Annotated in this window: 22 protein-coding genes; 8 read left to right on the forward strand and 14 right to left on the reverse strand. The window is 63.9% G+C overall.

Features of this window, described 5'->3' with window-relative positions; translation table 11 throughout:
- The first annotated feature begins 65 nt into the window (after positions 1-65).
- The 4 genes from AC5O77_RS11410 (at position 66) to AC5O77_RS11425 (ending at position 6807) form a co-directional block, all read left to right on the forward strand.
- The gene (locus AC5O77_RS11410; RefSeq protein ID WP_032128263.1) at positions 66-1292 is read left to right on the forward strand and encodes an efflux RND transporter periplasmic adaptor subunit; all 1227 of its coding nucleotides are present in this window, start codon (positions 66-68) and stop codon (positions 1290-1292) included.
- Between the two features lie 127 nt (positions 1293-1419).
- Entirely contained in the window at positions 1420-4590 is a 3171-nt protein-coding gene (locus AC5O77_RS11415) for an efflux RND transporter permease subunit (RefSeq protein WP_032128264.1), read from the forward strand.
- A 64-nt stretch (positions 4591-4654) separates the two neighbouring features.
- The gene (locus AC5O77_RS11420) at positions 4655-5392 is read left to right on the forward strand and encodes an SDR family oxidoreductase (protein WP_012510730.1); all 738 of its coding nucleotides are present in this window, start codon (positions 4655-4657) and stop codon (positions 5390-5392) included.
- A complete protein-coding gene (locus AC5O77_RS11425; RefSeq protein ID WP_121503706.1) occupies positions 5386-6807 on the forward strand; it encodes an efflux transporter outer membrane subunit in 1422 nt (473 codons plus the stop codon). The genes AC5O77_RS11420 and AC5O77_RS11425 overlap by 7 nt, the downstream gene beginning before the upstream one ends.
- 41 nt (positions 6808-6848) lie before the next feature.
- On the opposite strand, the gene AC5O77_RS11430 is transcribed toward AC5O77_RS11425, so the two are convergent.
- The gene (locus AC5O77_RS11430; protein ID WP_154263208.1) at positions 6849-7226 is read right to left on the reverse strand and encodes a VOC family protein; all 378 of its coding nucleotides are present in this window, start codon (positions 7224-7226) and stop codon (positions 6849-6851) included.
- Positions 7227-7366: 140 nt separating this feature from the next.
- On the opposite strand from AC5O77_RS11430, the gene AC5O77_RS11435 reads away from it, so the two are divergent.
- Positions 7367-7630: a hypothetical protein gene (locus tag AC5O77_RS11435; protein WP_049423576.1), complete on the forward strand. Its 264-nt coding sequence runs from the start codon at positions 7367-7369 to the stop codon at positions 7628-7630.
- Positions 7631-7649: 19 nt separating this feature from the next.
- Here the strand turns inward: AC5O77_RS11435 and AC5O77_RS11440 are convergent, their stop codons facing one another.
- The 6 genes from AC5O77_RS11440 to AC5O77_RS11465 form a co-directional block, all read right to left on the reverse strand.
- Positions 7650-8504: an endonuclease/exonuclease/phosphatase family protein gene (locus tag AC5O77_RS11440; RefSeq protein ID WP_494506822.1), complete on the reverse strand. Its 855-nt coding sequence runs from the start codon at positions 8502-8504 to the stop codon at positions 7650-7652.
- Between the two features lie 156 nt (positions 8505-8660).
- A complete protein-coding gene (locus AC5O77_RS11445; protein ID WP_049462602.1) occupies positions 8661-8903 on the reverse strand; it encodes a hypothetical protein in 243 nt (80 codons plus the stop codon).
- A 135-nt stretch (positions 8904-9038) separates the two neighbouring features.
- Entirely contained in the window at positions 9039-9272 is a 234-nt protein-coding gene (locus AC5O77_RS11450; RefSeq protein ID WP_032128272.1) for a hypothetical protein, read from the reverse strand.
- Between the two features lie 87 nt (positions 9273-9359).
- On the reverse strand, positions 9360-10064 hold the full coding sequence (locus AC5O77_RS11455; RefSeq protein WP_180836700.1) for a PA1136 family autoinducer-binding transcriptional regulator: 705 nt from the start codon (positions 10062-10064) through the stop codon (positions 9360-9362).
- Between the two features lie 5 nt (positions 10065-10069).
- Entirely contained in the window at positions 10070-10942 is an 873-nt protein-coding gene (hchA, locus tag AC5O77_RS11460; RefSeq protein ID WP_180836703.1) for a glyoxalase III HchA, read from the reverse strand.
- Between the two features lie 70 nt (positions 10943-11012).
- Positions 11013-11876 (reverse strand): helix-turn-helix domain-containing protein, encoded by an 864-nt coding sequence (locus AC5O77_RS11465; RefSeq protein WP_478445686.1) that lies wholly within the window; start codon positions 11874-11876, stop codon positions 11013-11015.
- Positions 11877-12043: 167 nt separating this feature from the next.
- Between AC5O77_RS11465 and AC5O77_RS11470 the strand changes: the two genes are divergently transcribed.
- Positions 12044-12736, forward strand: coding sequence for an alpha/beta hydrolase (locus AC5O77_RS11470; protein ID WP_125895148.1), 693 nt, complete (start codon positions 12044-12046; stop codon positions 12734-12736).
- Between the two features lie 74 nt (positions 12737-12810).
- Here AC5O77_RS11470 and AC5O77_RS11475 read toward each other — a convergent pair whose 3' ends face one another.
- Entirely contained in the window at positions 12811-14817 is a 2007-nt protein-coding gene (locus AC5O77_RS11475) for an esterase/lipase family protein (protein ID WP_180836707.1), read from the reverse strand.
- 153 nt (positions 14818-14970) lie between these two features.
- Here AC5O77_RS11475 and AC5O77_RS11480 point away from each other — a divergent pair, with 153 nt between their 5' ends.
- Positions 14971-15432: a methyltransferase family protein gene (locus AC5O77_RS11480; protein WP_494506823.1), complete on the forward strand. Its 462-nt coding sequence runs from the start codon at positions 14971-14973 to the stop codon at positions 15430-15432.
- 14 nt (positions 15433-15446) lie between these two features.
- Here AC5O77_RS11480 and AC5O77_RS11485 read toward each other — a convergent pair whose 3' ends face one another.
- Positions 15447-15932, reverse strand: coding sequence for a hypothetical protein (locus AC5O77_RS11485; RefSeq protein WP_049423592.1), 486 nt, complete (start codon positions 15930-15932; stop codon positions 15447-15449).
- A gap of 93 nt (positions 15933-16025) precedes the next feature.
- Complete coding sequence (gene soxR / locus AC5O77_RS11490) at positions 16026-16496, reverse strand: redox-sensitive transcriptional activator SoxR (protein WP_032128280.1); 471 nt, start codon at positions 16494-16496, stop codon at positions 16026-16028.
- Positions 16497-16604: 108 nt separating this feature from the next.
- Between soxR and AC5O77_RS11495 the strand changes: the two genes are divergently transcribed.
- Positions 16605-18038: an MFS transporter gene (locus tag AC5O77_RS11495; protein WP_494506824.1), complete on the forward strand. Its 1434-nt coding sequence runs from the start codon at positions 16605-16607 to the stop codon at positions 18036-18038.
- A gap of 48 nt (positions 18039-18086) precedes the next feature.
- Here the strand turns inward: AC5O77_RS11495 and AC5O77_RS11500 are convergent, their stop codons facing one another.
- From AC5O77_RS11500 to AC5O77_RS11515, 4 genes are all read right to left on the reverse strand, one after another.
- Complete coding sequence (locus tag AC5O77_RS11500) at positions 18087-19592, reverse strand: S8 family serine peptidase (protein WP_223224726.1); 1506 nt, start codon at positions 19590-19592, stop codon at positions 18087-18089.
- A 372-nt stretch (positions 19593-19964) separates the two neighbouring features.
- Positions 19965-21209, reverse strand: a complete 1245-nt coding sequence (locus AC5O77_RS11505) for an HlyD family secretion protein (protein ID WP_478057027.1) — start codon at positions 21207-21209, stop codon at positions 19965-19967.
- Positions 21206-23326 carry a peptidase domain-containing ABC transporter gene (locus AC5O77_RS11510; protein WP_478057121.1) on the reverse strand — a complete coding sequence of 707 codons (2121 nt, stop codon included), beginning with the start codon at positions 23324-23326 and terminating at the stop codon, positions 21206-21208. Before AC5O77_RS11510 ends, AC5O77_RS11505 begins: the two co-directional genes overlap by 4 nt.
- 176 nt (positions 23327-23502) lie before the next feature.
- Complete coding sequence (locus AC5O77_RS11515) at positions 23503-24153, reverse strand: CPBP family glutamic-type intramembrane protease (protein WP_478057026.1); 651 nt, start codon at positions 24151-24153, stop codon at positions 23503-23505.
- Positions 24154-24661 lie beyond the last annotated feature (508 nt).

Raw genomic sequence — 24661 nt, forward strand, 5'->3', positions numbered from 1 at the left:
TACGCCGCCTGTTTTTGCAACACGTTCTCATCTAGCTGTACCACCCCTCCGTACGGATGCATGCCATGACTTCCCCCAATTCCACCCCACATCGTTTCGGCCATCGCATCGCGATGGTCGGCGTGTCGATCCTCGCCGCAGCCGTGCTGGCGGCCTGCAGCGGCGGCCACGCCGAAGAAGCCGGTGCACCGCCGCCGCCGCAGGTCAGTGCTGCACCGGTGCTGGTCAAGCAGGTCAGCCAGTGGGACGAGTTCAGCGGCCGCGTCGAAGCGGTACAGAGCGTTGAACTGCGCCCGCGCGTGTCCGGCTACATCGACAAGGTCAACTACGTCGAAGGCCAGGAAGTGAAGAAGGGCGAAGTGCTCTTCACCATCGACGCGCGCAGCTACCAGGCCGAGTACGATCGCGCCGCTGCCGAACTGGCCCGCGCCCGCACCCAGGCCACGCTGGCCCGCAGTGAATCCGAGCGTGCCAAGCGCTTGTCCGAGCAGCAGGCCATTTCCACCGAGACGGCCGAGCAGCGTCGCGCTGCGGCTGACCAGTCCGGTGCCGCCGTACAGGCGGCCCAGGCTGCGCTGGATGCGGCCCGCCTCAACCTGGAGTTCACCAAGGTGCGTGCGCCGATCGACGGCCGCGCCGGCCGCGCGATGGTCACCGCCGGCAACCTGGTCACCGCCGGCGACAGCGCCAGCGTGCTGACCACGCTGGTCTCGCTGGATACCGTGTTCGTCTACTTCGATGCCGATGAAAGCACCTTCCTGCGCTATGCACAGATGGCGCGCAAGGGCGAGCGGCCGAGCGAGCGTGACAGCGACCTGCCGGTGAAGGTTGGCCTGTCCGGTGAAGAGGGCTACCCGCACTCCGGCAAGGTCGACTTCCTCGACAACCAGGTGGCGCGCAGCACCGGCACCATCCGTGTCCGCGCGCTGCTGGACAACGCCGACCGCCAGTTCACGCCGGGCCTGTTCGCCCGCGTGCAGCTGCTCGGCAGCGGCCAGTTCCAGGCCCTGCTGATCGACGAGAAGGCTGTTCTGACCGACCAGGATCGCAAGTACGTGTACGTGGTCGACAAGGATGGCAAGGCCCAGCGCCGTGACATCCAGCTCGGCCGCACCGCCGACGGCCTGCGTATTGTCGAGCATGGCCTGGCGGCCGGCGACAAGGTGATCATCGACGGCGTGCAGAAGGTCTTCATGCCGGGCATGCCGGTGCAGGCCAAGGCCGTGGCGATGCAGCCGCAGGCTGCGCCGCCGGCACCGGGCCGCGATGCCACCGCCGCGCTGAACCACTGATCCGCCGTCTCCTGATCCGCGTCCCCGCTTAGCTGCCGGCGCCAGCAGCAGCCTTCCCTGCCTTCGTCATCTCGGCGAGGGGCGGGGAGGCTGTTGCCCGCCGAACGCCTTTCCCAGGAATTCCTCCATGGACTTTTCCCGTTTCTTCATCGACAGGCCGATCTTCGCGGCGGTGCTGTCGATCGTGATCTTCGCCGCAGGCCTGATCACGATTCCAATCCTGCCGATCAGCGAGTACCCGGAAGTGGTGCCGCCGTCGGTGGTCGTGCGCACGGTGTATCCGGGCGCCAACCCCAAGGTCATTGCCGAGACCGTCGCCACGCCGCTTGAAGAGGCGATCAACGGCGTCGAAGGCATGATGTACCTGAAGTCGGTCGCCGGCTCGGACGGTGTGCTGCAGATGACCGTCACCTTCCGCCCGGGCACCGACCCGGATGCGGCGGCGGTGAAGGTGCAGAACCGCGTGGCGCAGGCGCAGGCGCGCCTGCCCGAGGACGTGCGCCGGCAGGGCGTGACCACGCAGAAGCAGTCACCGACCTTCCTGATGGTGGTGCACCTGACCTCGCCGAACGGCAAGTACGACACCCTGTACCTGCGCAACTACGCCCGTCTGCACGTCAAGGATGCGCTGGCGCGTATTCCGGGCGTGGGTGACGCGCAGATCTTCGGTGGTGGTGACTACGCCATGCGCGCCTGGCTGGACCCGGACAAGGTCGCCTCGCGCGGCCTGACCGCCAGTGACGTAGTGCGCGCCATGCGTGAGCAGAACGTGCAGGTCTCGGCCGGCCAGCTCGGTGCCGAACCACTGCCGAACAGCCAGTTCCTGACCCTGATCAATGCCCAGGGCCGCTTGAAGACTGAAAAGGAATTCGGCGACATCGTGCTCAAGAGCGGTGTTGATGGCGAGATCGTGCGCCTGGCCGATGTGGCCCGCCTGGAACTGGGTGCCGGTGACTACACCCTGCGTTCGCAGCTGGACGGCAAGAACGCGGTGGGTATCGGTATCTTCCAGTCGCCGGGTGCCAATGCACTGGAGATCCGCGACCAGGTCATCTCGACGATGGACGAGATGCAGAAGACCATGCCGGCCGACGTGAAGTACGAAGCCGTGTATGACACCACCATCTTCGTGCGCGACTCGATCAAGGCCGTGGTCTCCACGCTGCTGGAAGCGATCGCGCTGGTGGTGCTGGTGGTGATCCTGTTCCTGCAGACCTGGCGTGCGTCGATCATTCCGCTGATCGCGGTGCCGGTGTCGGTGGTCGGTACTTTCGCCGCGCTGTACCTGCTGGGCTTCTCGATCAACACGCTGAGCCTGTTCGGCCTGGTGCTGGCGATCGGCATCGTGGTGGATGACGCGATCGTGGTGGTGGAGAACGTCGAGCGCAACATCGAAGAAGGCCTGTCGCCCACCGCCGCGGCCCACCAGGCCATGCGTGAGGTATCCGGCCCGATCATCGCGATCGCGCTGGTGCTGTGTGCCGTGTTCGTGCCGATGGCCTTCCTGTCGGGTGTCACTGGCCAGTTCTACAAGCAGTTCGCGGTCACCATCGCCATCTCCACGGTGATCTCGGCGATCAACTCGCTGACCCTGTCGCCGGCCCTGGCCGCGCGCCTGCTGAAGGCCCATGGTGCGCCGAAGGACGGCCCGAGCCGCTTGATCGACCGCCTGTTCGGCTGGGTGTTCCGTCCGTTCAACCGCTTCTTCAAGTCCAGTTCGGAGAAGTACGAGCGTGGCGTGGCCCGCATCCTCGGCCGTCGTGGTGCGGTGTTCGTGGTCTACGCGATCCTGCTGGTCGGTACCGGTGTGATCTTCAAGCTGGTGCCGCCGGGCTTCATCCCGACCCAGGACAAGCTGTACCTGATTGCCGGTGTGAAGCTGCCGGAAGGTTCGTCGATCGCGCGTACCGATGAAATGCTGCGCAAGGTCGCCAAGATCGCCCAGGAAACCGATGGCGTGGCCCACACCATCTCGTTCCCGGGTTTGAACGCGCTGCAGTTCACCAACACGCCGAACACCGGTGTGGCGTTCATTCCGCTCAAGCCGTTCGCCGAGCGCCATGGCCGTACCGCCGCGCAGATCAACGCCGAGATCAACCAGAAGATCGCCGGCCTGCAGGAAGGCTTCGCCTTCTCGATGATGCCGCCGCCGATCCTCGGCCTGGGCAACGGCAACGGCTACCAGATGTTCATCGAGGACCGTGGCAACCTGGGTTACGGCGCACTGCAGAATGCTGTACAGGCAATGCAGGGCACCGTTGCGCAGACGCCGGGCATGGCCTTCCCGATTTCCAGCTACCAGGCCAATGTGCCGCAGCTGGATGCCGAGGTCGACCGCGTCAAGGCCAAGGCACAGGGCGTGCAGCTCACCGAACTGTTCGACACGCTGCAGACCTACCTCGGCTCGGCCTACGTCAACGACTTCAACCAGTTCGGCCGTACCTGGCAGGTCATCGCGCAGGCGGACGGTCCGTACCGCGAAACGGTCGAGGACATCGGCAAGCTTCGTACCCGCAATGACCGCGGCGAGATGGTGCCGATCGGTTCGATGGTCACCATCAAGCAGACCTTCGGCCCGGACCCGGTGCTGCGCTTCAATGGCTATCCGGCGGCGGATCTGGCCGGTGAAGCCGACCCGCGCCTGCTGTCTTCGGCCGAGGCGATGAACAAGCTGACCGAGATCGCCGGCAAGGTGCTGCCGGTGGGCATGACCACCGAATGGACCGACCTGAGCTACCAGCAGGCAACCCAGGGCAAGGCCGCCTTCATCGTGTTCCCGGTGGCGATCATGCTGGCCTTCCTGGTGCTGGCCGCGCTGTACGAAAGCTGGTCGCTGCCGCTGGCGGTGATCCTGATCGTGCCGATGACCCTGCTGTCCGCGCTGTTCGGCGTGTGGCTGACCGGTGGTGACAACAACGTGTTCGTGCAGGTCGGCCTGGTGGTGCTGATGGGCCTGGCGTGCAAGAACGCGATCCTGATCGTCGAATTTGCCAGAGAGCTGGAGATGGGCGGCAAGGGCATCGTTGAAGCTGCGCTGGAAGCCTGCCGCCTGCGCCTGCGCCCGATCGTGATGACCTCCATCGCGTTCATCGCCGGCACCGTACCGCTGGTGCTGTCGCACGGTGCAGGTGCCGAGGTGCGCTCGGTGACCGGTATCACCGTGTTCGCCGGCATGCTGGGCGTGACCCTGTTCGGCCTGTTCCTCACCCCGGTGTTCTACGTGGCCCTGCGCAAGTTCGTCACCCGCAACGGTGGTGGCCAGCTGGTGCAGCACGGCGAGCCGACCATCCACCACTGACATGGAACCCCGTCGCCGCCGGTCACTGGCCGGCGGCGGCTTCCCCCTCACGAGGCAAGAATCCATGAACTCTCATCAGAACAAGATCGCGCTGGTCACCGGCGCCACCCGCGGCATCGGCGCCGAGACCGTGCGCCAGCTGGCCCAGGCCGGCGTGCATACGCTGCTGGCCGGCCGCAAGCGCGAGACCGCCGTAGAGCAGGCGCTGAAGCTGCAGGCCGAGGGCCTGCCGGTGGAAGCCATCCAGCTGGACGTGACCGATGCCGCCAGCATCGCCGAAGCGGTCGAGCAGGTACGCCAGCGTCATGGGCGCCTGGACATCCTGGTCAACAACGCCGGCATCATGATCGAGAACCCGGCGCAAGCGCCGTCCGAACAGTCGCTGGATACCTGGAAGCGCACTTTCGACACCAACGTGTACGCACTGGTTGCGGTGACCCAGGCCTTCCTGCCACTGGTCAGGCAGGCCAAGTCCGGGCGCATCGTCAACGTTTCGAGCATGCTCGGCTCGCAGACCCTGCACGCTGATCCGACCTCGGGCATCTACGATTTCAAGATTCCCGCGTACAACGCCTCCAAGGCAGCGGTGAACAGCTGGACGCTGGCGCTGGCGCATGAACTGCGCAGCACCCAGATCAAGGTCAATACCGTGCATCCGGGTTACGTGAAAACCGATATGAACGGCGGCCACGGCGAGATTGAGATCAGCGAAGGCGCGCGCTCCAGCGTGCAGATGGCACTGATCGGCCATGAAGGTCCGAACGGCAGCTTCACCTACCTGGGCGAGGTGCTGCCATGGTGATCCGCACGTTGGCGATGGCCGTCTCCAGCCTGGTGCTGGCAGGCTGTGTCAGCGTCGGCCCGAACTACAAGGCGCCGGTGCAGGATCCGGTGGTGCTGCAGGGTGCGCAGCAGCCGGTGTTCAGCACCACCTCGCCGGTGGCCAGCTGGTGGGCGCAGTTCGATGATCCGGTGCTGGAAGAGCTGGTGCACGGCGCACTGTCGGACAACCTGGACCTGCGCGTGGCCGTGGCCCGCGTCAGCCAGGCCCGTGCGGTGTTCGTCGAGAGCCGCTTCGACCAGGCCCCGCATGTCACCGCAGGCGGCAGCTACGATCGCCGCAAGCAACCCGATCCGCAGCTGGGTGGGCAGCGGGTGTTCAGTGAAAGCTACCAGCTCGGCTTCGATGCGGGCTGGGAGCTGGATCTGTTCGGCCGCAAGCGCCGTGCTGCAGAAGCCGCACGCGCCGACCTCGACGCCGAGCAGGCCAACCTGGCCGACGCACAGGTACTGATCGCCGCCGAAGTGGCACGCAACTACTTCGAGCTGCGCGGCACGCAGAAGCGCATCGCTGTGGCCCAGCACACCCTGGTCAATCTGCGCGAGACGCAGAAGCTGACCGAGGCACGCTGGGAGCTGGGCGCCGGCAGCGAGCTGGACGTGCAGAGCAGTCGTGCGCGGCTGAAGGCGATCGAGGCCGACATTCCGCTGCTGGAAGTGGCCGAAACGCAGTCGCGCAACCGCCTGGCGGTTCTGCTGGGCCAGCGTCCGGAAACGCTGACCGCCATGCTTGCGCCGCACGAAGTGCCGGCATTCGCCAAGGCGCTGCCGCTGGGCGATACCCGCGAGCTGCTGCGCCAACGCGCCGACGTGCGCGTGGCCGAGCGTCGTCTTGCCGCCGCTACCGCGCGGGTGGGCGTGGCCACGGCGGATCTGTTCCCGCGGCTGTCGCTGTCCGGATTCGTCGGCTTCCTCGGTGGCGATGCCAGTGGCCTGGTCAATGGCAACAACAAGGCCTGGTCGCTGACGCCGTCGCTGAGCTGGGCGGCCTTCGATTTCGGCACCGTACGTGCACGCCTGCGTGCCAGCAAGGCCGAGGCCGAAGGCGTGGCTGCACAGTATGAGCAGACGGTGCTGCTGGCACTGGAAGACACCGAGAACGCGCTGACCCGCTATTCCAAGCAGCAGGCGCGGCTGGCGATCGTGGTCGAGCAGGCGCAGGCGGCACGCCGTGCCGAGTCGCTGGCGCAGATCCGCTATCGCGAGGGCTCGGAGGACTTCCTGACCCTGCTGGATGCGCAGCGTACGCAGCTGGCAGCCGATGATGCGTTGGCCGCGGCCGAGTCCGAGGTCAACGTCAGCGTGGTGGGGGTGTACAAGGCGCTGGGTGGTTGGGGTCAATCACCGCAGCCGGCGAGTGTGGCGCAGGTGCAGTAACCGCAGGGGACGGAAGCAGTGGCTTCCGTCCCTTTCTTCTTTCAGGGCCAGCGATTGGCCGGTACCTCGCGCTCGCGCATGCGCACGATGCAGAAGCGATGGCCGGTCGGTGCTTCCATCACCCACCAGCGTTTGACGAAGCCTATCCGCCGCGCGCCGAGCTTCTCCAGGCGGTCGGCCTCGGCGTCGATGTCGTCACTCTCGATGTCCAGGTGCACCCGTGAAGGGTGATTGACGCGTTGCACCTCCACGTTCAGGCCTGCGGGCGCGCCCTGCAGGTCGGCGTACTCGGCGCCGTCTTCGGCATAGGCGGGCTGCGCCTGCAGGCCGAGCGCGGCGGACCAGAAGCGGGCACCTTCGTCGGCGGGAATGCCCTCGCAATCGATGATGAAACCGGCCAGGCGGCTCTGGTGTGCCATGCCTTTCTCCACAGTTCGGGAACGGGGGCAGGGTAGCGCGGTGTGTGCTGTGGACGTTGTCACAGTCGTGACGTTTCTGACTCTGCCGGAAGCCGTGTCCGCCGTGTAACTAGTGGGGCAGATTCCAGGGAGTAAAGACGATGAGTGATGACAGGCGGGATACCCAGCGCATGCTGTTTGGCGACCCGGGGCCACCCGGCGCGGGCCTTTCGGTGGCGGTCGTTGTGCTGCTGGTGCTGGCGACGATGGCCGCTGCGATCGGTTTCCTGCGACTGCCTGATCCGATGCTGGGGCTGGGCCTGATCGGCGTTGCCGTGTTCCTTGCTGTCGGCGCCCGCATCTGCCAGGCGCGCAACCAGCACCTGGCATTGTACCGGCTGTTGTCGCGGCAGCCGCCGCGGTAGCCACGGCTGCCGCAGAGATTCAGTGCGTCGGCCAGTCCAGCTCGACCACCAGCGGGAAGTGATCCGACGGCAGCACGCCGTCGATGCGGCGGTCATCGGTGAGGAAACTGCGGGCATGGAAGCCCCGCACCAGCACCCAGTCCAGCTGCACGGTGGCCTTGCCGGTGAAGTCGTGGAAGGTCAGGCGTGGTCCCTGCGGTGCCTTCACCTGCGTGCGTGTGTCCTGCAGCAGGCGGGTGAACGCCTTGTAGGTGTCACCGCCGGGCTCGCTGTTGAAGTCACCGGTCAGGACCACCGGTAGGTCGGCAGGCAGGGCTTGCAGGCGCTTGCCGATCAGCTCGGCACCCTTCACCCTGCGCGGTTCGTCCTCGTCGCGGTAGGGCAGGTGGGTATTCATGAAGTAGAAACGGCGGCCATCGTCCAGGCGCCGGAACAGGGCCCAGGTGACCATGCGCGGGTACAGGTTGCCCCAGGTGATGCTGCCGGGTACTTCGGGCGTATCGGATAACCAGAAGTTGCCGGATTCCTCGATGGCCAGCACCTTGCTGTCGTAGAACACGCCCATGTGTTCATCGCCGCTGCCACCGCGGCGGCCTTCACCGAACCAGCGGTAGCCGGGCAGATGCCCGGACAGGAAGTCGGCCTGTTCCTTCACCAGCTCCTGCGTGCCGATCACGGCCGGGTGTGCATCGAGGATGACCTTGACCATGGCATCGCGACGGTCCGGCCAGCGCTTGCCCGGTTCGGTATCGGCCGGGGTACGGACATTGAACGACATCACTTTCAGTGGCGCCGGCGCAGCAGCCCAGGCGACGGCGGGCAGAGCAAGCGCCAGCAGCGCACACAGCGCAGGGCGACGGAAACGCGACAACATCGTGGAATCCCTCCATTCCATGAAAACGGTTTCATGAAGCATGCCATGGACGGTGGGGTCGGCGATATGCCGGGATGGGCGGATGGAAGATGCCGGGCGGGCGGTGAAGGTCCCGCCCGGCGGATCGCGAGGGCGCGATCAGAAGGTCATGGGTGCTCAGTCGGCAGGCAGGTACCACTGGCCATTCTGGTCAATCCAGTACACCTGGATGTAGGGAGTGCCGTCCTCGTCGAAGTACGTCACTTCGCAACGTTGATGGTAATAGGGCCCCATCTTGACCCGGACGCAGTTCGTGTTCTCCGGACCACCGCCACCACCGCCGGCGGTGGCCTGGGACGGCGTGGAGAGAGCTCCCACGGCAAACATCAGTGCGGCCATCGAGGCCAGGTGCAGTTTCATGGGCATCATCCTTGTGTCTGCAATCGCGCATCTGCGCGGTGTCGTGCAACTACCCCCGGGTAGAGCATGCGCCCGAGCGTCAGCTGCTGCATGCGCGCCGGCCCGGCGGGCGGCCCGGCGCAGTCCCCTGCCGGCTCAGTCGCGCAGGTAAGGGTTGCCGTACTCGTCGATCCAGTACTCGGCTTCGTACACGTTGCCGAACTCATCGGTGTAGGTTTCCGTGCAGTGCTGGTGGACCCGGTTGTGGTCCACTTTCACCGGCACGCACGAAACATTTTCTTTCGGTCCCCCGGCATTGGCGTCCGCCACCGGAGCCAGGGTTGCCGTTGCCATCACCAACGCGGCCATCGCGGCCAGTTGCAGTTTCATAAGCATCGTCCTTGCTTTCTGCAATCGCGCACATGCGCATGGCGTGTGTAACACGCGAACCAGAGCGCCGGAAGTGTCTTGCCCGGATCAGTCCTCGATCTCGCCGCGCCGACTGGCAGCACGCACCGCCTGCGCGGTGGTTGCCACGCCCAGGCGCTGGCGCGCGCGTCGCAGATGATTCTCCACTGTACGGGCGGAAAGCCCCAGCGTGGCCGCGATTTCCGCCTGGCGACGGCCGGCGGCGACCCAGCGCAGCACCTCGCGTTCGCGCGTGCTCAACGCACTTCCGGAAAGCTCGGTGGGCGTCTCGGAAAGCCGGCGTGCGGCACGGAATGCTGCAGCTGCAGCAGCATCCAGCAGCAGTCGCGCGCTGGCCGATGCATCGATCGCTGTCCCGGCAAAACTGATCGCGCCTTCCAGCCCTGTGGTGCCGAACACCGGCACCTGCAGACCGTGCAGGCCTTCACCACGTGGCTGCTTTACCACCTGATAGCGTTCGCCGCGAACGCCCTGGCGCTTGCTCCAGAAGAACGGCGCGTCACTGTCCAGAACGTGGCGATTGACCGGACAGGCGTGCAGGTAGCGCGCGAGGTCGGTAGTGCTGCCGTCGCCGAACCAGTCGCCCTCGATCCAGTACACGCGCTGGGTACCGCGTTCCAACCCCGTGCCGGTGGCGAACACCAGCACGCGGTCGTAGCCCAGCGGTGCAAAGATGCCGCGCAGTACCGCGCCCACCGCACTCAGTGAGCGGGCGCGATCCAGTTCCAGCAACGCCTGCACCAGATCGCTCACGCCAGTCAGCGCCCGGCCAATGCGTCCAGCAGCGTGCGCGCGGCCAGCTTGCCCAGCGCATTGCCGGCCAGCGGGCTGTCGCCGGTCAGCAACAGGCGGTCCTGCAGCACGCTGCCATCGATGCCGTCGTTGACGATCTGCACGCCCTGCTGCGCCAGGCGCTCACCGAAGAACCACGGCAGCTGCCCGGGCATGTAGCCGATCTCCGGCGTCTGCCGGTCCATCGCATCGGGGAAGGCACAGATGCGGTAGCCGCGGAACAGCGAACCACCGTCGGCCTCGTCAACGCCTGTGGCCAGCAATGCGGCCGGGCCGTGGCAGAGGGTGATGATGTGACGTTGCTCGGCCATCGCCCAGTGCAGGGCTGCCTTTACCGCGCGACTCTGCGGCAGTCCGATGAGGGCGCCGTGGCCACCGGGAATGAACACGGCTGCATAGTCCGACGCGGCATCGAGGCCTGCCACCACCTCATCCAACGGCAGTGGCTGGCGGAAGCGGGCTTCGTAGCGGTCGTACAGTCCGCCGATCTCCTTGTCCTCATGCGGGAACGCCCACCACTCGAACTTGGCGGCGTTGCCGGACAGCGTGGCCACATCGATGTCGAAGCCGGCCTTGTCCAGGTGGTACATCGGCAGCAGGGTTTCCACCGGATGGTTGCCGGTGGAGAACAGGTGGCCGTTGGCGGTGGGCAGATAGCGTTCGTCCGCAGCGATCATCAGCACCTTCCAGCGGCCATCGCGGCGCGCGTCGGGATAGTCGGCGCCGGACAGGTCGCTCTTCGCCGATGTGAACTGTGACAGCGAGTACGGCGACGGGAAGAAGGCGTCGCGCTCGGCCGGATCGGGGCTGGGGTGGCGGCTGGGCTCTTGCGTGTTCATGCGGACCTCCAGTGGGGTAGTGGAGCCAGCATAGAAGGGCGGATGCGTACAGGCGATGAGGGTTTTCCCCTCATTCGCGCGACGTTGCCACCTGTTGGCGCCAGGCATTCGGGCTCATACCGAAGGCGCGGCGGAAAGCACGACTGAATGCCGGTTCGGAGAGATACCCGACGTCTCCGGCGATCTGAGAAACCCGCCGGTTTCCGCTGCGCAGCAGCTCTGCGGCCAGTTGCAGCCGCGATCCAGCGAGATAGCGCATGGGTGACATGCCAGTGGCCAGGCTGAACCGCTGCGCGAAATTCGAGCGCGATTGATTCAGGCTTGCCGCCAGAGACTCGACCGTCCATGCCTGTGCGGGGTGTGCCTGCATCAACGCCAGTGCCCGCCCGATCAATGGGTCGGCCAGCGCATGCAGACGCTGGCAGTTGTGTGGACTGGAGGTTCCCAGCCAGTAGCGCAGCGTCCAGACAAACAACAGGTCGAGCAGGCGTGACAGCATAAGCCCACTGCCCAGGGTGGGCCGGGCCGCTTCAACCTGGATCGCGCCCAGGGTAACCGCCACCCAATCGGCCGAGCTGGCGGGAAATCCGTTTGGCATCCGGTCCACCCCGGGGACATGCAGCCAGCCGGGCAGGGCATCAAGCAGCAACTGGCTGCCTGGGCCGTCAAATCCAAAGGATGCCGTGGTCAGATGGACGGGCCGCAGAGCTTCGCCGGCACAGTCGATGCGATGTGTCCGGCCATGCGGCATCAACAGCAGCTCGCCGGCCTGCAGTGGCACGACCGCTGCATCCGCATGCAGACGTGCCGTGCCCTGTTCGATGAAATGGAAGCAGCCGCGCCCCTCGGCAATGATGCGGGTTCCATCGGGCTGCACGACGTGGCGGGTGATGTCGCCGCCGTGCATGCGCGAGGACTGGAAGATCGCAAACAAGGCATCGGATCCGGCCTGGAGCGATTCGGTGGTGTGGAGCCTTGGCATGGTTTTCAGGAGTCCGTGCATCGCCGCTGGCAGTGGCGATCCGTAGTCTGGTCGGGTGGCTTCAGGCAGCGCTGGTGGCTGTCGGGCAACGATCCCATCCAAGTGAGGAGTTCTGCAAGATGAGCAAGCCAAGCATCGTTCTGGTTCATGGTTTTTGGGGTGGCGCCGCGCATTGGTCCAAGGTGATCCTGGAGCTCGATCGCCGGGGTTTCCACGACCTGCATGCCGTGGAACTGCCATTGACGTCGCTGGCCGACGACGCAGAGCGAACCCGGCGCATGATCCGCCAGATCCCGGGGCCGGTGCTGCTGGTCGGTCATTCCTATGGTGGCGCGGTGATCTCCGAAGCCGGAAACGAACCCAACGTGACCGGCCTGGTGTTCATCGCCGCGTTCGCGCCGGATGCGGGTGAGAGTCCCGGTGGCATTACCGAGCAACAGCTGCCGCAGGCGGCGGCCAATCTGGCGCCGGACAGCGACGGCTATCTGTGGCTGCAGCCCGGCAAATTTCACGAGAGTTTCTGCCAGGACCTGCAGGCCGACGAGGCGCGGGTGATGGCGGTCACGCAGAAGGCGCCGATGGCGAGCACGTTCGGTGATGCCGTCAGTGACCCGGCGTGGCGACACAAGCCGAGCTGGTACCAGGTCTCCAGCGCTGACCACATGATCCACCCTGACAACCAGCGGCGCATGGCGGCCCGCATGCAGCCACGTGCCAGCATTACGCTGGACGCCAGTCATGCTTCGTTGGCATCGCAGCCGGTAGCGGTGGCCGAACTGATCACCGACGCTGCGGCCCACGGACAAGGCTGAGTACGCCGGTCATGCCTCAGTGGCGGTGTCCCGGCCCGCCAGAGCACTGCTGCCGTGATGCCGCCACGCTTGCGTTACTTGTTCTGCCGGTCGTGCTCCTGCATGTCTTCATGCAGGATCCGCCGCAGTTCGACGATGGCCGGCGTGGCTTCCTGCACGCTGTGCCCGGACACGATCACCTTCTCCGAATCCGCGTGCGGAAGGTGCGAGCTCCAGTAGGGCACCAGCCCGTCGTCGGTCTTTTCCAGCGGACCATCTGCCTTGGCGCGCGCGATGATCGAGTGGTAACGCACCTTCGGTGCCATCGGCAGGTCGGCCACGGCGCGCACGAAGGGATCGTCCTTGTCCAGGTTCTGGATGCTGTTCATCTGGTAGCCATGCTTGCCGTCGTTGCGATCGATCTTGCCGTCGTTGGCGATGGTGGCCACGTCCTCCAGGACGGTCAGTGGCAGCCGTACCAGGCGGCCGATCCAGCGGCCGAGGCGGGTGCTCGCCACATCGGTACCGCGGTGCGGCGTGGCAATGAATACCACGCGCGATACTTCCGGTTCCGGCAGGAAGGTCAGCACCGGCGCGCCCTTGGTGCGCAGCAGCTCCTGCTGCGCAGGCGTCATCTGTGCGGTCGCCAGCAGGGTCTCTACCAGGTGGTCGCCGGAAGAAGACACCATCAGCCGTGAGATCACCCCACCCATGCTGTGCCCGACCAGCACCATGTCATGAGAGGCCTGCGCCTTGCCGCTGGGGTCGAAGTGCTTGAACACCTCATCCAGCGTATGGCGCATCGCATCGTGGCTCATCGCGATGGGCATGTTTGTCGGGTAGTAGAACTGCCAGACCTGGAAGTCCTGGCGGATCTCGTCGTCGCGCATCAGCTCGTTGGCGACGTTGACCCAGGCTTCCGGGCTGCTGGCCAGGCCATGGATCATCAGCAGCACGCGGCGGTTCGGGTCGTAGGGCTGCATCATGTATAGATGCGGCGTGTCGATGCCGCCCTTGCCACCGAACAGCGAACGCAGCGATTGGTGGCTGAAATTGGAGCGCGCCAGCCACAGTGCGTAGCCTGCGGTGAAGTTCGCGGCCAATGGCACCTGCTGCCCATGCAGGGTGACTTCCGTGACCTGGTAGGGATCGTGGATCTCCAGTTCCGGCTCGTCGTCGTGCAGTACTTCCCACAGGTTCTTTCCGGAGAAGCGCAGCAGCACCGTCATCGATGGCGACGGCATCTCGCTCCAGCTCTGCGTGACGGGCGTGGTGGCCTGCGCGGCGGCTGTGGTGGCCGTAGTGGCGGCTGGATCATCCATCACGGCCACCAGTTCGGCACCGAAGCCATCGCGGCGATGCACGCTGCGCAGCGTGCCGGTGAACGACAGCGAGGCTGCCGGTACCAGTTCGGTGGGCGTACGCGTATCCAGCGGTGATGCTTGGCCCGACGGCGCCAGCACGAACGTCCAGCGGCCCAGCTGGAAGTGGCTGGCTTCACCATGCACGCGCCCGGTGGCATAGGCGTTGTACAACTGTACCGAGGCTTCCTGCACGGCCAGGTTGTAGTAGTCGCGCACCTGGGTCTGGCGGTCTTCGAAACCGCGCTGGTTGGCCGTGCGCTCGGTGAAGAACAGGTAGGCGTAGGCCTGCCGCGCGACCTGCATCCACGCGTCCAGGCGCGGCTGGAAGTCCGCATCCAGTTCGGTGATCGCGCTCTTGGCACGGCCTGACGTGGAGTACTCGCGCTTGGGCGCGGGCAAGGTCATCGCATACTGCAGCCACAGTTCGGCCAGGCTTGAGCGCTTGTCCTCCTCGCGCACCACGATGCTGCCTTCCATCGCCTCGATGCAGGGCAGGCCTGGCTTGGCGCAGACGCCTTCGTCGAGGCCGGCGACGCGCAGCGTCTCCATGGTGGCCGAACTGAGCTTGCCGGTGGTCAGGATGTCGCCGCGTTTCAGGGCGATGTACTGGCCGGGGGTGACCGAGGCCACCTGCACCGACGGCCCGAACTGGCGCAACGTCGCGCAGCCGCCCAGGGTGAGCAGCACGGTGATGATGAGGGTCGTGCGGCCGATGAAGCCCAAGCCCGTGGTTGCCATACGATCCTCCTGCGCGGTGGCGCCACTCTAGCGGTCGGCATGTCAAAGCGGAAGATACCGGGCGGTCGGTTTGGAGCGCGGAAATGCCGCCAACCGGGCGATTCAGGCATTCCCGTGTGACACTGGGGTGAACAGGATGAATGCGGGGCTGCGATGCGATGGCTTGAGACCCGTGTTCCTCCGCCTCTTGTGATGCTGTTGTGCGCCGCCATCGGCTACATGGGCAGCCGATGGCAGCCGGGCGGGGCGCTGCAGCTACCCGTGCCGGAGTTGCTTGCGGGTCTGGTGATGGCCTTCGGCGTGGTATTGAACCTGCTGCCGAAGCTGGCCTTCCGGCGCGTGGGCACCACGGTCAACCCCCTGCGGCCAGCGACGTCGAGCATGCTGGTCACGCACGGCGTGTACCGCTATACGCGCAACCCGATGTACCTGGGCCAGGCCACTGTCCTGGCAGGTGCCATGCTGTACCTGCAGAACCTGACCGCACTGCTGGCCGTGCCGTTGTTCGTGCTGTACATCAACCGATGGCAGATCATGCCGGAAGAGCGGGCACTGTCGGCCCGCTTTCCCGAGGCATACGCAGCCTTCCGCCAGCGGATACGGCGCTGGCTCTAGCGCGGGTCAGGCCGTCACGGTGTGATCTGGCACTTCACGGCAGCGGAATAGCCTTCGTAATCATCACCGGCAATCACGTGCAGGGTGTGGTGCTTGTCGATGCGCTTCACGTAGGACGGTGCTTCGGTGTTGGCGTATTCGTTGACCGTGGTCACCGACCAGGTCTTGGCCAGGCGCTTGGGGTCGACACCGTTCAAGTAGACGAAGATGCTCTTCTCGCCCTCGGCGACATTCACGTCGGCATGGGTGACGGTACCGCCGAACAGGGCGACCGGCGTGGTTTCCGGCTCGAACGTGCCACCAGGCTTCCTGGCCAGGCCGGCTGCCTGCAGGGCATCGATGGCCTCGGCTTCGCTGAAGGTCGAGCCTGCCTTGCAGGCCAGCAGGGCTTCGAGTGTTGCGGTGCCGGGCGGCGCGATGGCGGGTGCAGCCGCGTGCGCAGCCGGGGTCGCGGCACAAGCAGCCAGGAGCAGGGCAGAGGTGATGATCACGATTCTCATCGCAGGTCCTTCTGTAGGTAGTGGGCAGCAACACGGACGGAGGATGCCGCCTCATTGTGCGATGTTCCAGTCAGTGCCGCGTGCAGCAATGGATCATGACCCATTCCGGCTGCCGTCGTCCGATTCAAGCAAGACGGCGCCGTCGCCGCGTTGTGACAACTGGTCGCCAGGGTTTCGCAACGGACAGTCCTTCAGTGACAGGCAACCACAGCCGATGCAGCCGTCAAGCTGGTCGCGCAGCTGGACCAGGCTGCGGATGCGCTCGTTCAGCATGTCGCGCCAGTTGCTGGACAGCCTTGCCCAGTCCTTCGAACTGGGCGCCCGTTCGGCTGGAAGATCATCCAGCGCGATCTTGATCGTGGCCAAGGGAACGCCTGCACGCTGTGCGACCTTGATCACGGCAATGCGCCGCAGCACGTCGCGGCGGTAGCGGCGCTGGTTGCCGTTGTTGCGCCAGCCATGGATCAGTCCCTTGGCTTCATAGAAGTGGACGGTGGCAATGCTGACCCCGCTGCGACGCGCGACTTCGCCCACGGAAAGCGGAACGCTGACATCGATCTTCATGGCCGGGGTTCCTTGACCTCATCAATACATGAGGTTTTATAAGGCAGTTCCCTTTTTCCTGCATGTGAACCCTGGGCTGCAGGTCATGAATCATAGGTTTGAACGAAAATGGAACAGCAAGGCATCGCCGTCCCCGGCACCCGCTGGGGCGATCTCCTGTCCGGCCGCAATGCAGTGCGCTCACTTGCCCTGGCGGGCGGGGTCGCACTGCATGCGGTCAACGTCTACATCGCCACCACCATGTTGCCAACCGTGGTGGAGGACATCGGTGGCCTGGATCTCTACGCATGGAACACCACGCTCTTCGTGGTCGCGTCCATCCTGGGGTCGGCACTGTCGATCAAGCTGCTTGAACGTGCCGGGCCTCGTGGAAGCTATGCAATGGCGACGCTCATCTTCGCAGCCGGTGCCGTGATCTGCGCGCTCGCGACCTCGATGCCGATGATGCTGGTGGGGCGGCTGGTGCAGGGTGTCGGCGGCGGCTTCCTGTTCGCACTGGCCTACGCCATGATCCGGCTCGCGTTCGAAGAGCCGCTCTGGCCCCGCGCGATGGCCCTGGTTTCGGGGATGTGGGGCGTGGCGACGTTGATCGGACCTGCGGTGGGCGGCGTCTTCGCCGAATGGGGCGTATGGCGGGCCGCATTCTGGTCGGTCACCGCGGTTGCCGTGTTGTTCGCGCTGCTGGCGTCGAACGTCCTTCCGCAGAGGGAGGCATCGTCTTCAGCTGCGGCCAGGTCTTCGGTCCCGTGGCTGCAGATCCTGCTGCTGACCCTGGCCGTCATCAGCGTCTCCCTTGGCAGTACATCCTCGAGCGCAGTCAACAATTTCATCGGCATCGTGATGGCCGTGTTCCTCGCAGTGGTGCTGGTGAGGATCGAGTCCCGAGCGAAGCAGACGCTGCTTCCTTCCGGCGCTCTCCGGCTCCGCTCGCGGCTGGCCGCGTTGTATGGGCTGATGTCGCTGCTGGTGGTGATGATCACCAGCGGCGAGGTCTTCGTGCCACTGTTCCTGCAGGTGCTGCATCAGCAATCACCGCTTGCTGCGGGCTACCTCGCGGCGCTGATGGCGGCCGGTTGGACGCTCGGGTCGTTGGTCGGCTCCGGCTTCAGCGGGCGCGCCGTTGACCGGGCGTTGATGATCGGCCCGGCGCTGGGGTGGGTGGGCATGATCGGGCTGGCGCTGCGGGTGCCGGCTGCGGGCAGCGGTACGTGGTTGCAGATGGTGCCGATCTGCGTGGCGCTGGCCGTCATCGGGATCGGCGTGGGTCTGGCTTGGCCTCACCTGCTGACACGTGTTCTGACCTCTGCACCGCCGGAGGAACAGGAGCGCGCCGGTGCGTCGATCACCACCATCCAGCTGTTCGCCACCGCGGCCGGGGCAGCGCTTGCCGGGATGGTCGCCAATGCAGCGGGACTGATCGAGCCGGGCGGGGCCGAGGGAACCGCGCGTGCGGCCCGGTGGCTGTTTGCCACCTTCGCGCTGGCGCCGATGCTGGGCATGCTGCTGGTGAAGCGATGCCGCTTTCCGGCAGACGTGAACTGAGGAACGGAGGAGGGCGCAGCGACCTTGCCGGGCCGCTGCGCCATGCCATCAGTTGCTGGCTGCCTTCACGGCTTCGGCCGCGTCAATGATGCCTGGCCCGCAGCCACCCGGGCAGTTCGCTGCGGCGATCGGGTGCGCAGTGCGACGCAGGATGTCCTTGACCTGGTCGGTGGTCTTTGGCACCGGCGCCACCGCTTGCATCAGCGCGACGATGCCAGCGACGTGAGGCGCCGCCATCGAAGTGCCGGACATGAAGTCGAAGGCGTTGTTACCCACCGTGGACAGGATGCCCTGCGCCGGATGCTGACGGGTCGGGGCGCAGTTGGCCTGGCTAGGCGGCGTGGCCAGCGGCAGGAACTCGCCGACGGACGCGCGGCAGGACCAGGTTTCACCACCGGGTGCGGTGATATGGATGCCTGCGCCATAGTTGGAGTAGAACGCGCGTCGCCCGCCCTGATCGTTGGCAGCCACCGCGATCACGCCCTTGCAGTTCGCCGGAGCAAACTCGGACACATCCAGATTGCTGTTGCCGGCGGCGACCACCACGATGGTGCCCTGCGCGGTGATGTCGTCGATTGCATCCTGCTCGGCCGGCGAGCAGGCACGGCGGCCGCCCAGGCTGAGATTGATGACTTCGGCCGGGTTCGCATTGGCCGGGACGTTGGGCACGTTGATACCGGCACTCCAGAGCATGCCATCGATGATGTCGGCGGAACCGCCATTGCCCTGGTTGCCGAGTACGCGCACCGGCACGACCTTCGCGTTGTAGGCCACGCCGGCCACGCCGATCTGGTTGTTGGTCACCGCAGCGACCGTTCCAGCGACGTGGGTGCCGTGTGCGATGCCCGAGGCATCGAAGGCATCCGCGTCGCGTCCATCGCCATCGTCGGAGCCGCCACAGCCGGGATTCATTCCGCCGATGATGCATTGCCAATCACTGAACGGACGGGTCGACGAGATCATGTCGTAGCCCGGCAGCAGGTTGGCCTGCAGGTCGTTGTTGTTGAGGTAGCCCGAATCGACCACAGCCACCACCACGCCCTGGCCAGTGGAGCGATCCCACGCGCCGGGCAGGCGCGCACCACTGGTCGGATTGCTGTAGTGCCACTGCTCGCCGTAGCGTGGGTCGTTCGGTGTGGCGAATGCGCTCATCATGTAGTTCGGCTGCACATACTCGACGTCCGGATCGTCGGCGATGCGCTGCATCAGGATCTGCGCTTCCGGGAGGTCCAGTGGCTTGTCCGTGGTGACCACGTCGGCCCCGCCGCCCATGCGGCGTTGATGGGTTACGGACGCGGCTGCTGGCGGTGCGTTGCCGATCGAACGCTTGCTGCGCTGCTGGACGCCGAGGCGCTTCTTCAGCGCATCCTGCGCGGTGGTGGCGGAGACGCGCTTGCTGCTGCCGTCCCGGTACTTGACGATGAAACTGCTGTACTGCTCGTTGCTGGCCATGCCTCGCGTCCATACCCGTTCGGTGGGTTGGGCGAAGGCGGGGGCGCTGGCCAGGACCAGGGTGATGGCGCTGGCAAGGGAAACCCGAAGCGACGTACGCATGGATACAGTTCCTTTGTGGAAGATGTGTCGAACAGGCCGTGCCCTTCGGGCTCGGCTTGGATGTGAAGGGTGCAGGTGTCCCGTGGTCTCCTTTTGATGGCGACCAAGGACGAACGGCTTCGCGGACACATCCCCCCCAAGGAGAGGGTGGGAAATTTCTGAAGTGGTTTAGTGATGTCGAAAGCGAGAGAAGATGGCGGTTGCCGACATGTCCTGTCGGACTTCGATCTATGTGGTGCCTTTTCAGGGAGTTTCACAGCGAAGCTGGTCGGGAAATGAAAAAGCCCGGAAACCCACACTGGTGGAATTTCAGGGCTTCTTCGGTTCGTGACGAACCGTTTACTGCTGCCGGTCCAATCGAGCCATCGCGTACTAGCCCTTCAGCCTTCCGGACACAGAATAGAGCGGTTCCAGCAGCCATTCATAAAGCTTGCGACGCTCCCCCATGATATCTGCCTCGAGTTGCATGCCAGGGCGAAGCGGCTCCATCCTCCCGTATGCCAGCACTCCCTGCTGATCCAACGAGACCAGGACTCGATATAGAGACTGCTTCGTGTCGCCGTCCTTCTGGTTCCCCGTCAAGGCGCTGCGAGAGATGCGGATGACCGTTCCTTCGTGGGCTCCAAATTTCTGATGGGGATAGGCCTGGTATCGCAGCAGAACCCTGTCGCCTGATTTAACGAATCCTATGGCCGAGCTGGGCACCAGCAGCTGTGCTCGAAGCTCGGACCCCTTGGGAAGCAGACTGAGAATGGGTTGGCCAGGCTGCACCGCCTGGCCAGCCTCAACGAGTCGATTTGCCACCAGTCCAGTTACCGGGGCTCGAAGGAGCAGCTCTCCGTCGGCCTCCATCCGGATAAATTCCTGATTCAACGCGGCAAGGTCACGCTCAGACACTGCCTTGGCGGATAGCCTTTGATGGGGAATTTCTGCAAGCCGCTGCTCAAGTTCGGCCAGGTTCCGCCGAATCGAGGTCGCTTGGCGTTGAAGGGCTTGTTGCGCATTGACCGCCTCAAGCATCGATTGCTCTTGTTGGTTGATCTGAATCAGGCTTACGTAGCGCTCATCCTCGACGCTCCGATAGCGGGCGAGGGTCTCGCGTCCGATTCTCACCTGCTCGCCGCGGGTACGGATCTCCGCGGCGATCTGCGAAAGCTCCTGCCACATCGCAGCGCGCTGGGTCTCGGCGCCATCCTGTTGAGCTGCCAGCTGTCTATCTTGAGATTCGCTCATCGCATCCACGCTGGCTATGCGGGAGCGTTGTGCGTCGAGCAATGTTGATACGGCATCCTGGCCCGAGGACGTTACTCGAGGCACGTTGATCGTCAGCAGCCCGTCCTGGCGTTGCACATGATCACCCTCTTCGACGTCCAGTCTTGCGACCACTCCAGCGGATGGGGCGACGACCGTGGAAAGCCCGAGGTCGGGCACAAGCTCACCAGTAACTCGCGATCTACGCGAATACTCGCCGATACAGAAGAAGCTGACGATGCCTACGGCCGCTATCGCTGTGAACACCGCCAGAAGCCAGAACCGGAGTGGCTGTACGAGGGATATCCCGCCCAGCCAGCTTCGCCGCTGGGCATCAATCGCCTCCTTGCGGAAGAGGCCGCTCATGCAGTGAGCTCCGCTGCACCACCTCGCTCCGGCGCCAGGGAGCTGGATGTATTCTGGGGCAGCACGTGCGCTACTCCTCCCGCATGCATGATCAGCACGCGGTCGGCGCTGGCGATGGTTTCCGGCCGATGGGCGATGATCACCCGAGTAAGTTCAAGCTGTTTTACGGCCTCATTCACCAGTCTTTCGCGCTCCACATCAAGGTGGCTGGTTGCCTCGTCGAGGAAGAGTAATTGAGGTTTGCGATACAGGGCGCGAGCGAGGATCACCCGTTGTTTCTGGCCTCCAGAGAGGGTCGTTCCCATATCGCCGATCAGGCTGTTGTAGCCCATGGGCATGGCCGCGATGTCGTCATGCACGGCGGCCAACTCCGCGGCTTCACGCACTCGTTCCTCGTCGTGATGATTGTCCTCAAATGCAATGTTGTCACTGACACTCCCTGCGAAAAGCTGGTCATCCTGCATCACCGCTCCGATCATGCGGCGGTAGTCGCCTATGCTGATCCTTGATAGGGGTACGCCGCCAATGCGGATCTGACCCTCGGTCGGCTGTAGGAGCCCAAGGAGTATCTTGACAAGCGTAGTCTTCCCGCAGCCCGAAGGGCCAATGATTGCGACCGACTCACCGGCGTCCACCACAAAGCTGCAGTTCTTCAGCACCCATGGCTCCCCAGGGGAGTAGCGGAAGCCAAGATCTTCGACCTCAATGCGAAGCCCGTCTGGCAACAGGGCGTTCCCGTTGTAGGTGTTGTCCTCTGGCTCGGAGAGAACAATGTCGGAGAGTCGCTCGCCGTGAAGGCGAAGCATGCGGAACTCTATCCACTTATCGATCAACGCTCCGACGCGCTGCGAGAACTGGTCCTTGTAGGCAAGGTAAGCAATCAGCATGCCAACGGAGAACACATTGTCCATGGCCAGTAGTGCCCCCAGCCAGATGACCGCAATGCGCTCCAGGCCAAACAGCAGCTGATTCGCACCACCGAAGCTCAGCCCGAACTTCGAGAGCCAAATGTCTTGATTGACGGTCTCGTTCATGAGGTTGAAGTAGCCCGCCTGACGAACTGATTCGCGGCCAGCGACTTTCACCGACTGAACTCCCCGAATCGACTCAAGAAGATGGCTCTCCTGTCGTGCCCCGGCAATCAGCTGCTTCTCCGTGCCTCGCCTGAGGGGCGCGAATGCGCAGGCGCGTGCAATTGCATACAGGGCAACCGCAAACAGCGTGACCAGCGCCAGCTTCCAGCTGTACAGCAGCATCATTCCCAGGGTCACAACCGCCATGAGGCCGTCAATGAGTGCTTCTACGAAGCTGGTTGTCAGTGTTCTCTGGATGGCCTGGATGCTTCCCATCCGTGACGTGACATCACCTAGATGGCGCTTCTCGAAATAGTTCAAGGGCAAATGCAGGAGGTGGCGGAAGACGTTGCCGGTCCATTGCAGGTTGAGCCGGTTTGACAGATAGATGACCGCCCTGCCTCGAATCTGCACAATACATACCTGCAGCAGAAGCGCCAAGGCGAATCCAGCGCCCAGCACAGTCAGCAAATCTCTGTCATATGCGACGAGGGCTTGATCCACGGTCCACTGCATGAAGAACGGTGCTATCAGGACGAATACCTGAAGTGCCACGGACAAGAGCAGCAGTAGCCCAAGAGCCCGCCAAAGCCCCTCGATCCTGCCTGTCAGCTGTGCAAGCGAGACTGCTGGCGGGCGAGGGGTTACTTGGAACTCGGCAGTTGGATGCAACTCCAGAGCAATCCCGGTGAAGTGATGTGAGACCTCGTCCAGGGAAAGCCTGCGTTTGCCAAAAGCGGGATCCAGAACGGTGACGCCGTTGCGATGAACTTTGCTGATTACAACAAAGTGGTTGAGATCCCAGTGCGCGACGCACGGCAACTGAAGTTGGCTCAGGTGCTTCAGGTCCAAGCGCAGGGGCCGGCAACGGAATCCGAGATTTCCCCCGATCTCTACTATTTGGGCGAGGGTGGCACCTTTGAGGGAAAGTGCATGGCGGCGGCGAAGCTCCCGGAGTCCGATGTTGTTGCCATGATGCGAGGCGACCATGGCCAGGCAGGCGAGTCCGCATTCAGCTGCCTCGGATTGAATCACGACTTCAATGGGCTAGGCCCTCAATAATGTGATCTTGGGATGGAAAGAGAAGGCAGCGGAGACGCAAAGCGATGGTGCTGTCAGAATCGCCAAGCGGGCAGAAGCAGGGAGGGCAATTGTTGGTTCCCGTTCCCCAAGCGTTAGCGTTAAATTACTCTAAAAATGCGCCAACCCCGCTCCTGCGGTTACGATGACGAACCAAAAGTTGACTGAATAAATTCACGGAGTGTCGGATACAGAAGAACCCAATGCAGCATAGATAAATTGATGATGCCGTGAATTATTGATCGCTGCGCTGAGTTGAGATTGAAGAATTGCGTTCCGATGCAGAGGGTTAACGAGACGAGGAAGGCCGAAATCATTCCATCGACATGAACCGCTGCAAATAGCGCGCTTACGCCGATGGTGGCTGCCAGTCTCCCAAAGTAGTGGGAGGCTCCATCCCAAAGGAGATGCCTCACAGTCTTCTCCTCAAATAGTGGAGCTACGATGCAGCTTGTCACTAGACCGAGGATATAGAACTTCAAGGGCACGTCCGATAGGTGGGGGAAGTTGGTTTCGTGCCTCTGGGGAAATCCAATGAAGAAAATCCAAATTGCCCCCCCCAATAGCCCGATAGTCATCAAGCTCAATCCAAGGGGGAATGTCCATTTTCTCCCGGGCTCATTTGGGAAAAGCCAAACGCAGACAAGGAAGGCAAGCAGTTCGGTCATGGCTTTCGAGCCGAAAACGTCGAAATGGTTTAGAATTCCTTGCGCCGCACCGACGCTAACTATTGCGATCGCCGCCGCGAATATTTTGTTTTCTGCGACGGGGCGGGGCTTCCAGCGAGTCATTCTATTGAGCACAGATTTCGTTCTCCTATACCCCGGCCCAGGCGAAAGCCTTGGCCGGGGCTGTTTCATTACCTCATCATGATGTGCTTCCAGATCATGCCTGCGGCGCCGACTCCGCTAAAGGGCGCGATTCTTCCATAGCGATACGCCATCTCTCCGATGTCGCGGAAGTTTCCACGCACGTGAGTGCCGTTGCTCTGACCAATCTGGAATTGAATGCTACCCGAACCACCCGAAATCTCTGCAACTTCAGTTCTATTTAGATCACGCATATGGAATCCTTGTTTCCCCGTTGTTGGGGTGGTCATCCTTGCGAGCCCCCTCTGGACTTGTCAACCGTGTTGTGAGATTTCGTTTCTCGCAGCGCCGCCGCCGAGACGTTAACTTCGCCAAGAAAATGATCTGAAATCTCCGCAGCGATGGCTTCAGAACATGGGGCGAGTTCCAGTTCTACGATGCTCGATGGAATTCGAGATGCAGCGACTTTAGTGCTGAATCCTCGTTTGGG

Source organism: Stenotrophomonas sp. INTA L402-1 (genome assembly GCF_059295135.1).

What these genes read in the sequence shown, in the direction of transcription:
- hchA (WP_180836703.1), bottom strand. Translation starts at nt 10,942, where the DNA reads ATGAACACGCAAGAGCCCAGCCGCCACCCCAGCCCCGATCCGGCCGAG.
- AC5O77_RS11470 (WP_125895148.1), top strand. Translation starts at nt 12,044, where the DNA reads ATGAGCAAGCCAAGCATCGTTCTGGTTCATGGTTTTTGGGGTGGCGCC.
- AC5O77_RS11445 (WP_049462602.1), bottom strand. Translation starts at nt 8,903, where the DNA reads ATGAAACTGCACCTGGCCTCGATGGCCGCACTGATGTTTGCCGTGGGA.
- AC5O77_RS11450 (WP_032128272.1), bottom strand. Translation starts at nt 9,272, where the DNA reads ATGAAACTGCAACTGGCCGCGATGGCCGCGTTGGTGATGGCAACGGCA.
- AC5O77_RS11485 (WP_049423592.1), bottom strand. Translation starts at nt 15,932, where the DNA reads ATGAGAATCGTGATCATCACCTCTGCCCTGCTCCTGGCTGCTTGTGCC.
- AC5O77_RS11425 (WP_121503706.1), top strand. Translation starts at nt 5,386, where the DNA reads ATGGTGATCCGCACGTTGGCGATGGCCGTCTCCAGCCTGGTGCTGGCA.
- AC5O77_RS11515 (WP_478057026.1), bottom strand. Translation starts at nt 24,153, where the DNA reads ATGACTCGCTGGAAGCCCCGCCCCGTCGCAGAAAACAAAATATTCGCG.
- AC5O77_RS11420 (WP_012510730.1), top strand. Translation starts at nt 4,655, where the DNA reads ATGAACTCTCATCAGAACAAGATCGCGCTGGTCACCGGCGCCACCCGC.
- AC5O77_RS11430 (WP_154263208.1), bottom strand. Translation starts at nt 7,226, where the DNA reads ATGGCACACCAGAGCCGCCTGGCCGGTTTCATCATCGATTGCGAGGGC.
- AC5O77_RS11480 (WP_494506823.1), top strand. Translation starts at nt 14,971, where the DNA reads ATGCGATGGCTTGAGACCCGTGTTCCTCCGCCTCTTGTGATGCTGTTG.
- AC5O77_RS11495 (WP_494506824.1), top strand. Translation starts at nt 16,605, where the DNA reads ATGGAACAGCAAGGCATCGCCGTCCCCGGCACCCGCTGGGGCGATCTC.
- AC5O77_RS11415 (WP_032128264.1), top strand. Translation starts at nt 1,420, where the DNA reads ATGGACTTTTCCCGTTTCTTCATCGACAGGCCGATCTTCGCGGCGGTG.
- AC5O77_RS11410 (WP_032128263.1), top strand. Translation starts at nt 66, where the DNA reads ATGACTTCCCCCAATTCCACCCCACATCGTTTCGGCCATCGCATCGCG.
- AC5O77_RS11505 (WP_478057027.1), bottom strand. Translation starts at nt 21,209, where the DNA reads ATGAGCGGCCTCTTCCGCAAGGAGGCGATTGATGCCCAGCGGCGAAGC.
- AC5O77_RS11500 (WP_223224726.1), bottom strand. Translation starts at nt 19,592, where the DNA reads ATGCGTACGTCGCTTCGGGTTTCCCTTGCCAGCGCCATCACCCTGGTC.
- AC5O77_RS11435 (WP_049423576.1), top strand. Translation starts at nt 7,367, where the DNA reads ATGAGTGATGACAGGCGGGATACCCAGCGCATGCTGTTTGGCGACCCG.
- AC5O77_RS11440 (WP_494506822.1), bottom strand. Translation starts at nt 8,504, where the DNA reads ATGTTGTCGCGTTTCCGTCGCCCTGCGCTGTGTGCGCTGCTGGCGCTT.
- AC5O77_RS11475 (WP_180836707.1), bottom strand. Translation starts at nt 14,817, where the DNA reads ATGGCAACCACGGGCTTGGGCTTCATCGGCCGCACGACCCTCATCATC.
- soxR (WP_032128280.1), bottom strand. Translation starts at nt 16,496, where the DNA reads ATGAAGATCGATGTCAGCGTTCCGCTTTCCGTGGGCGAAGTCGCGCGT.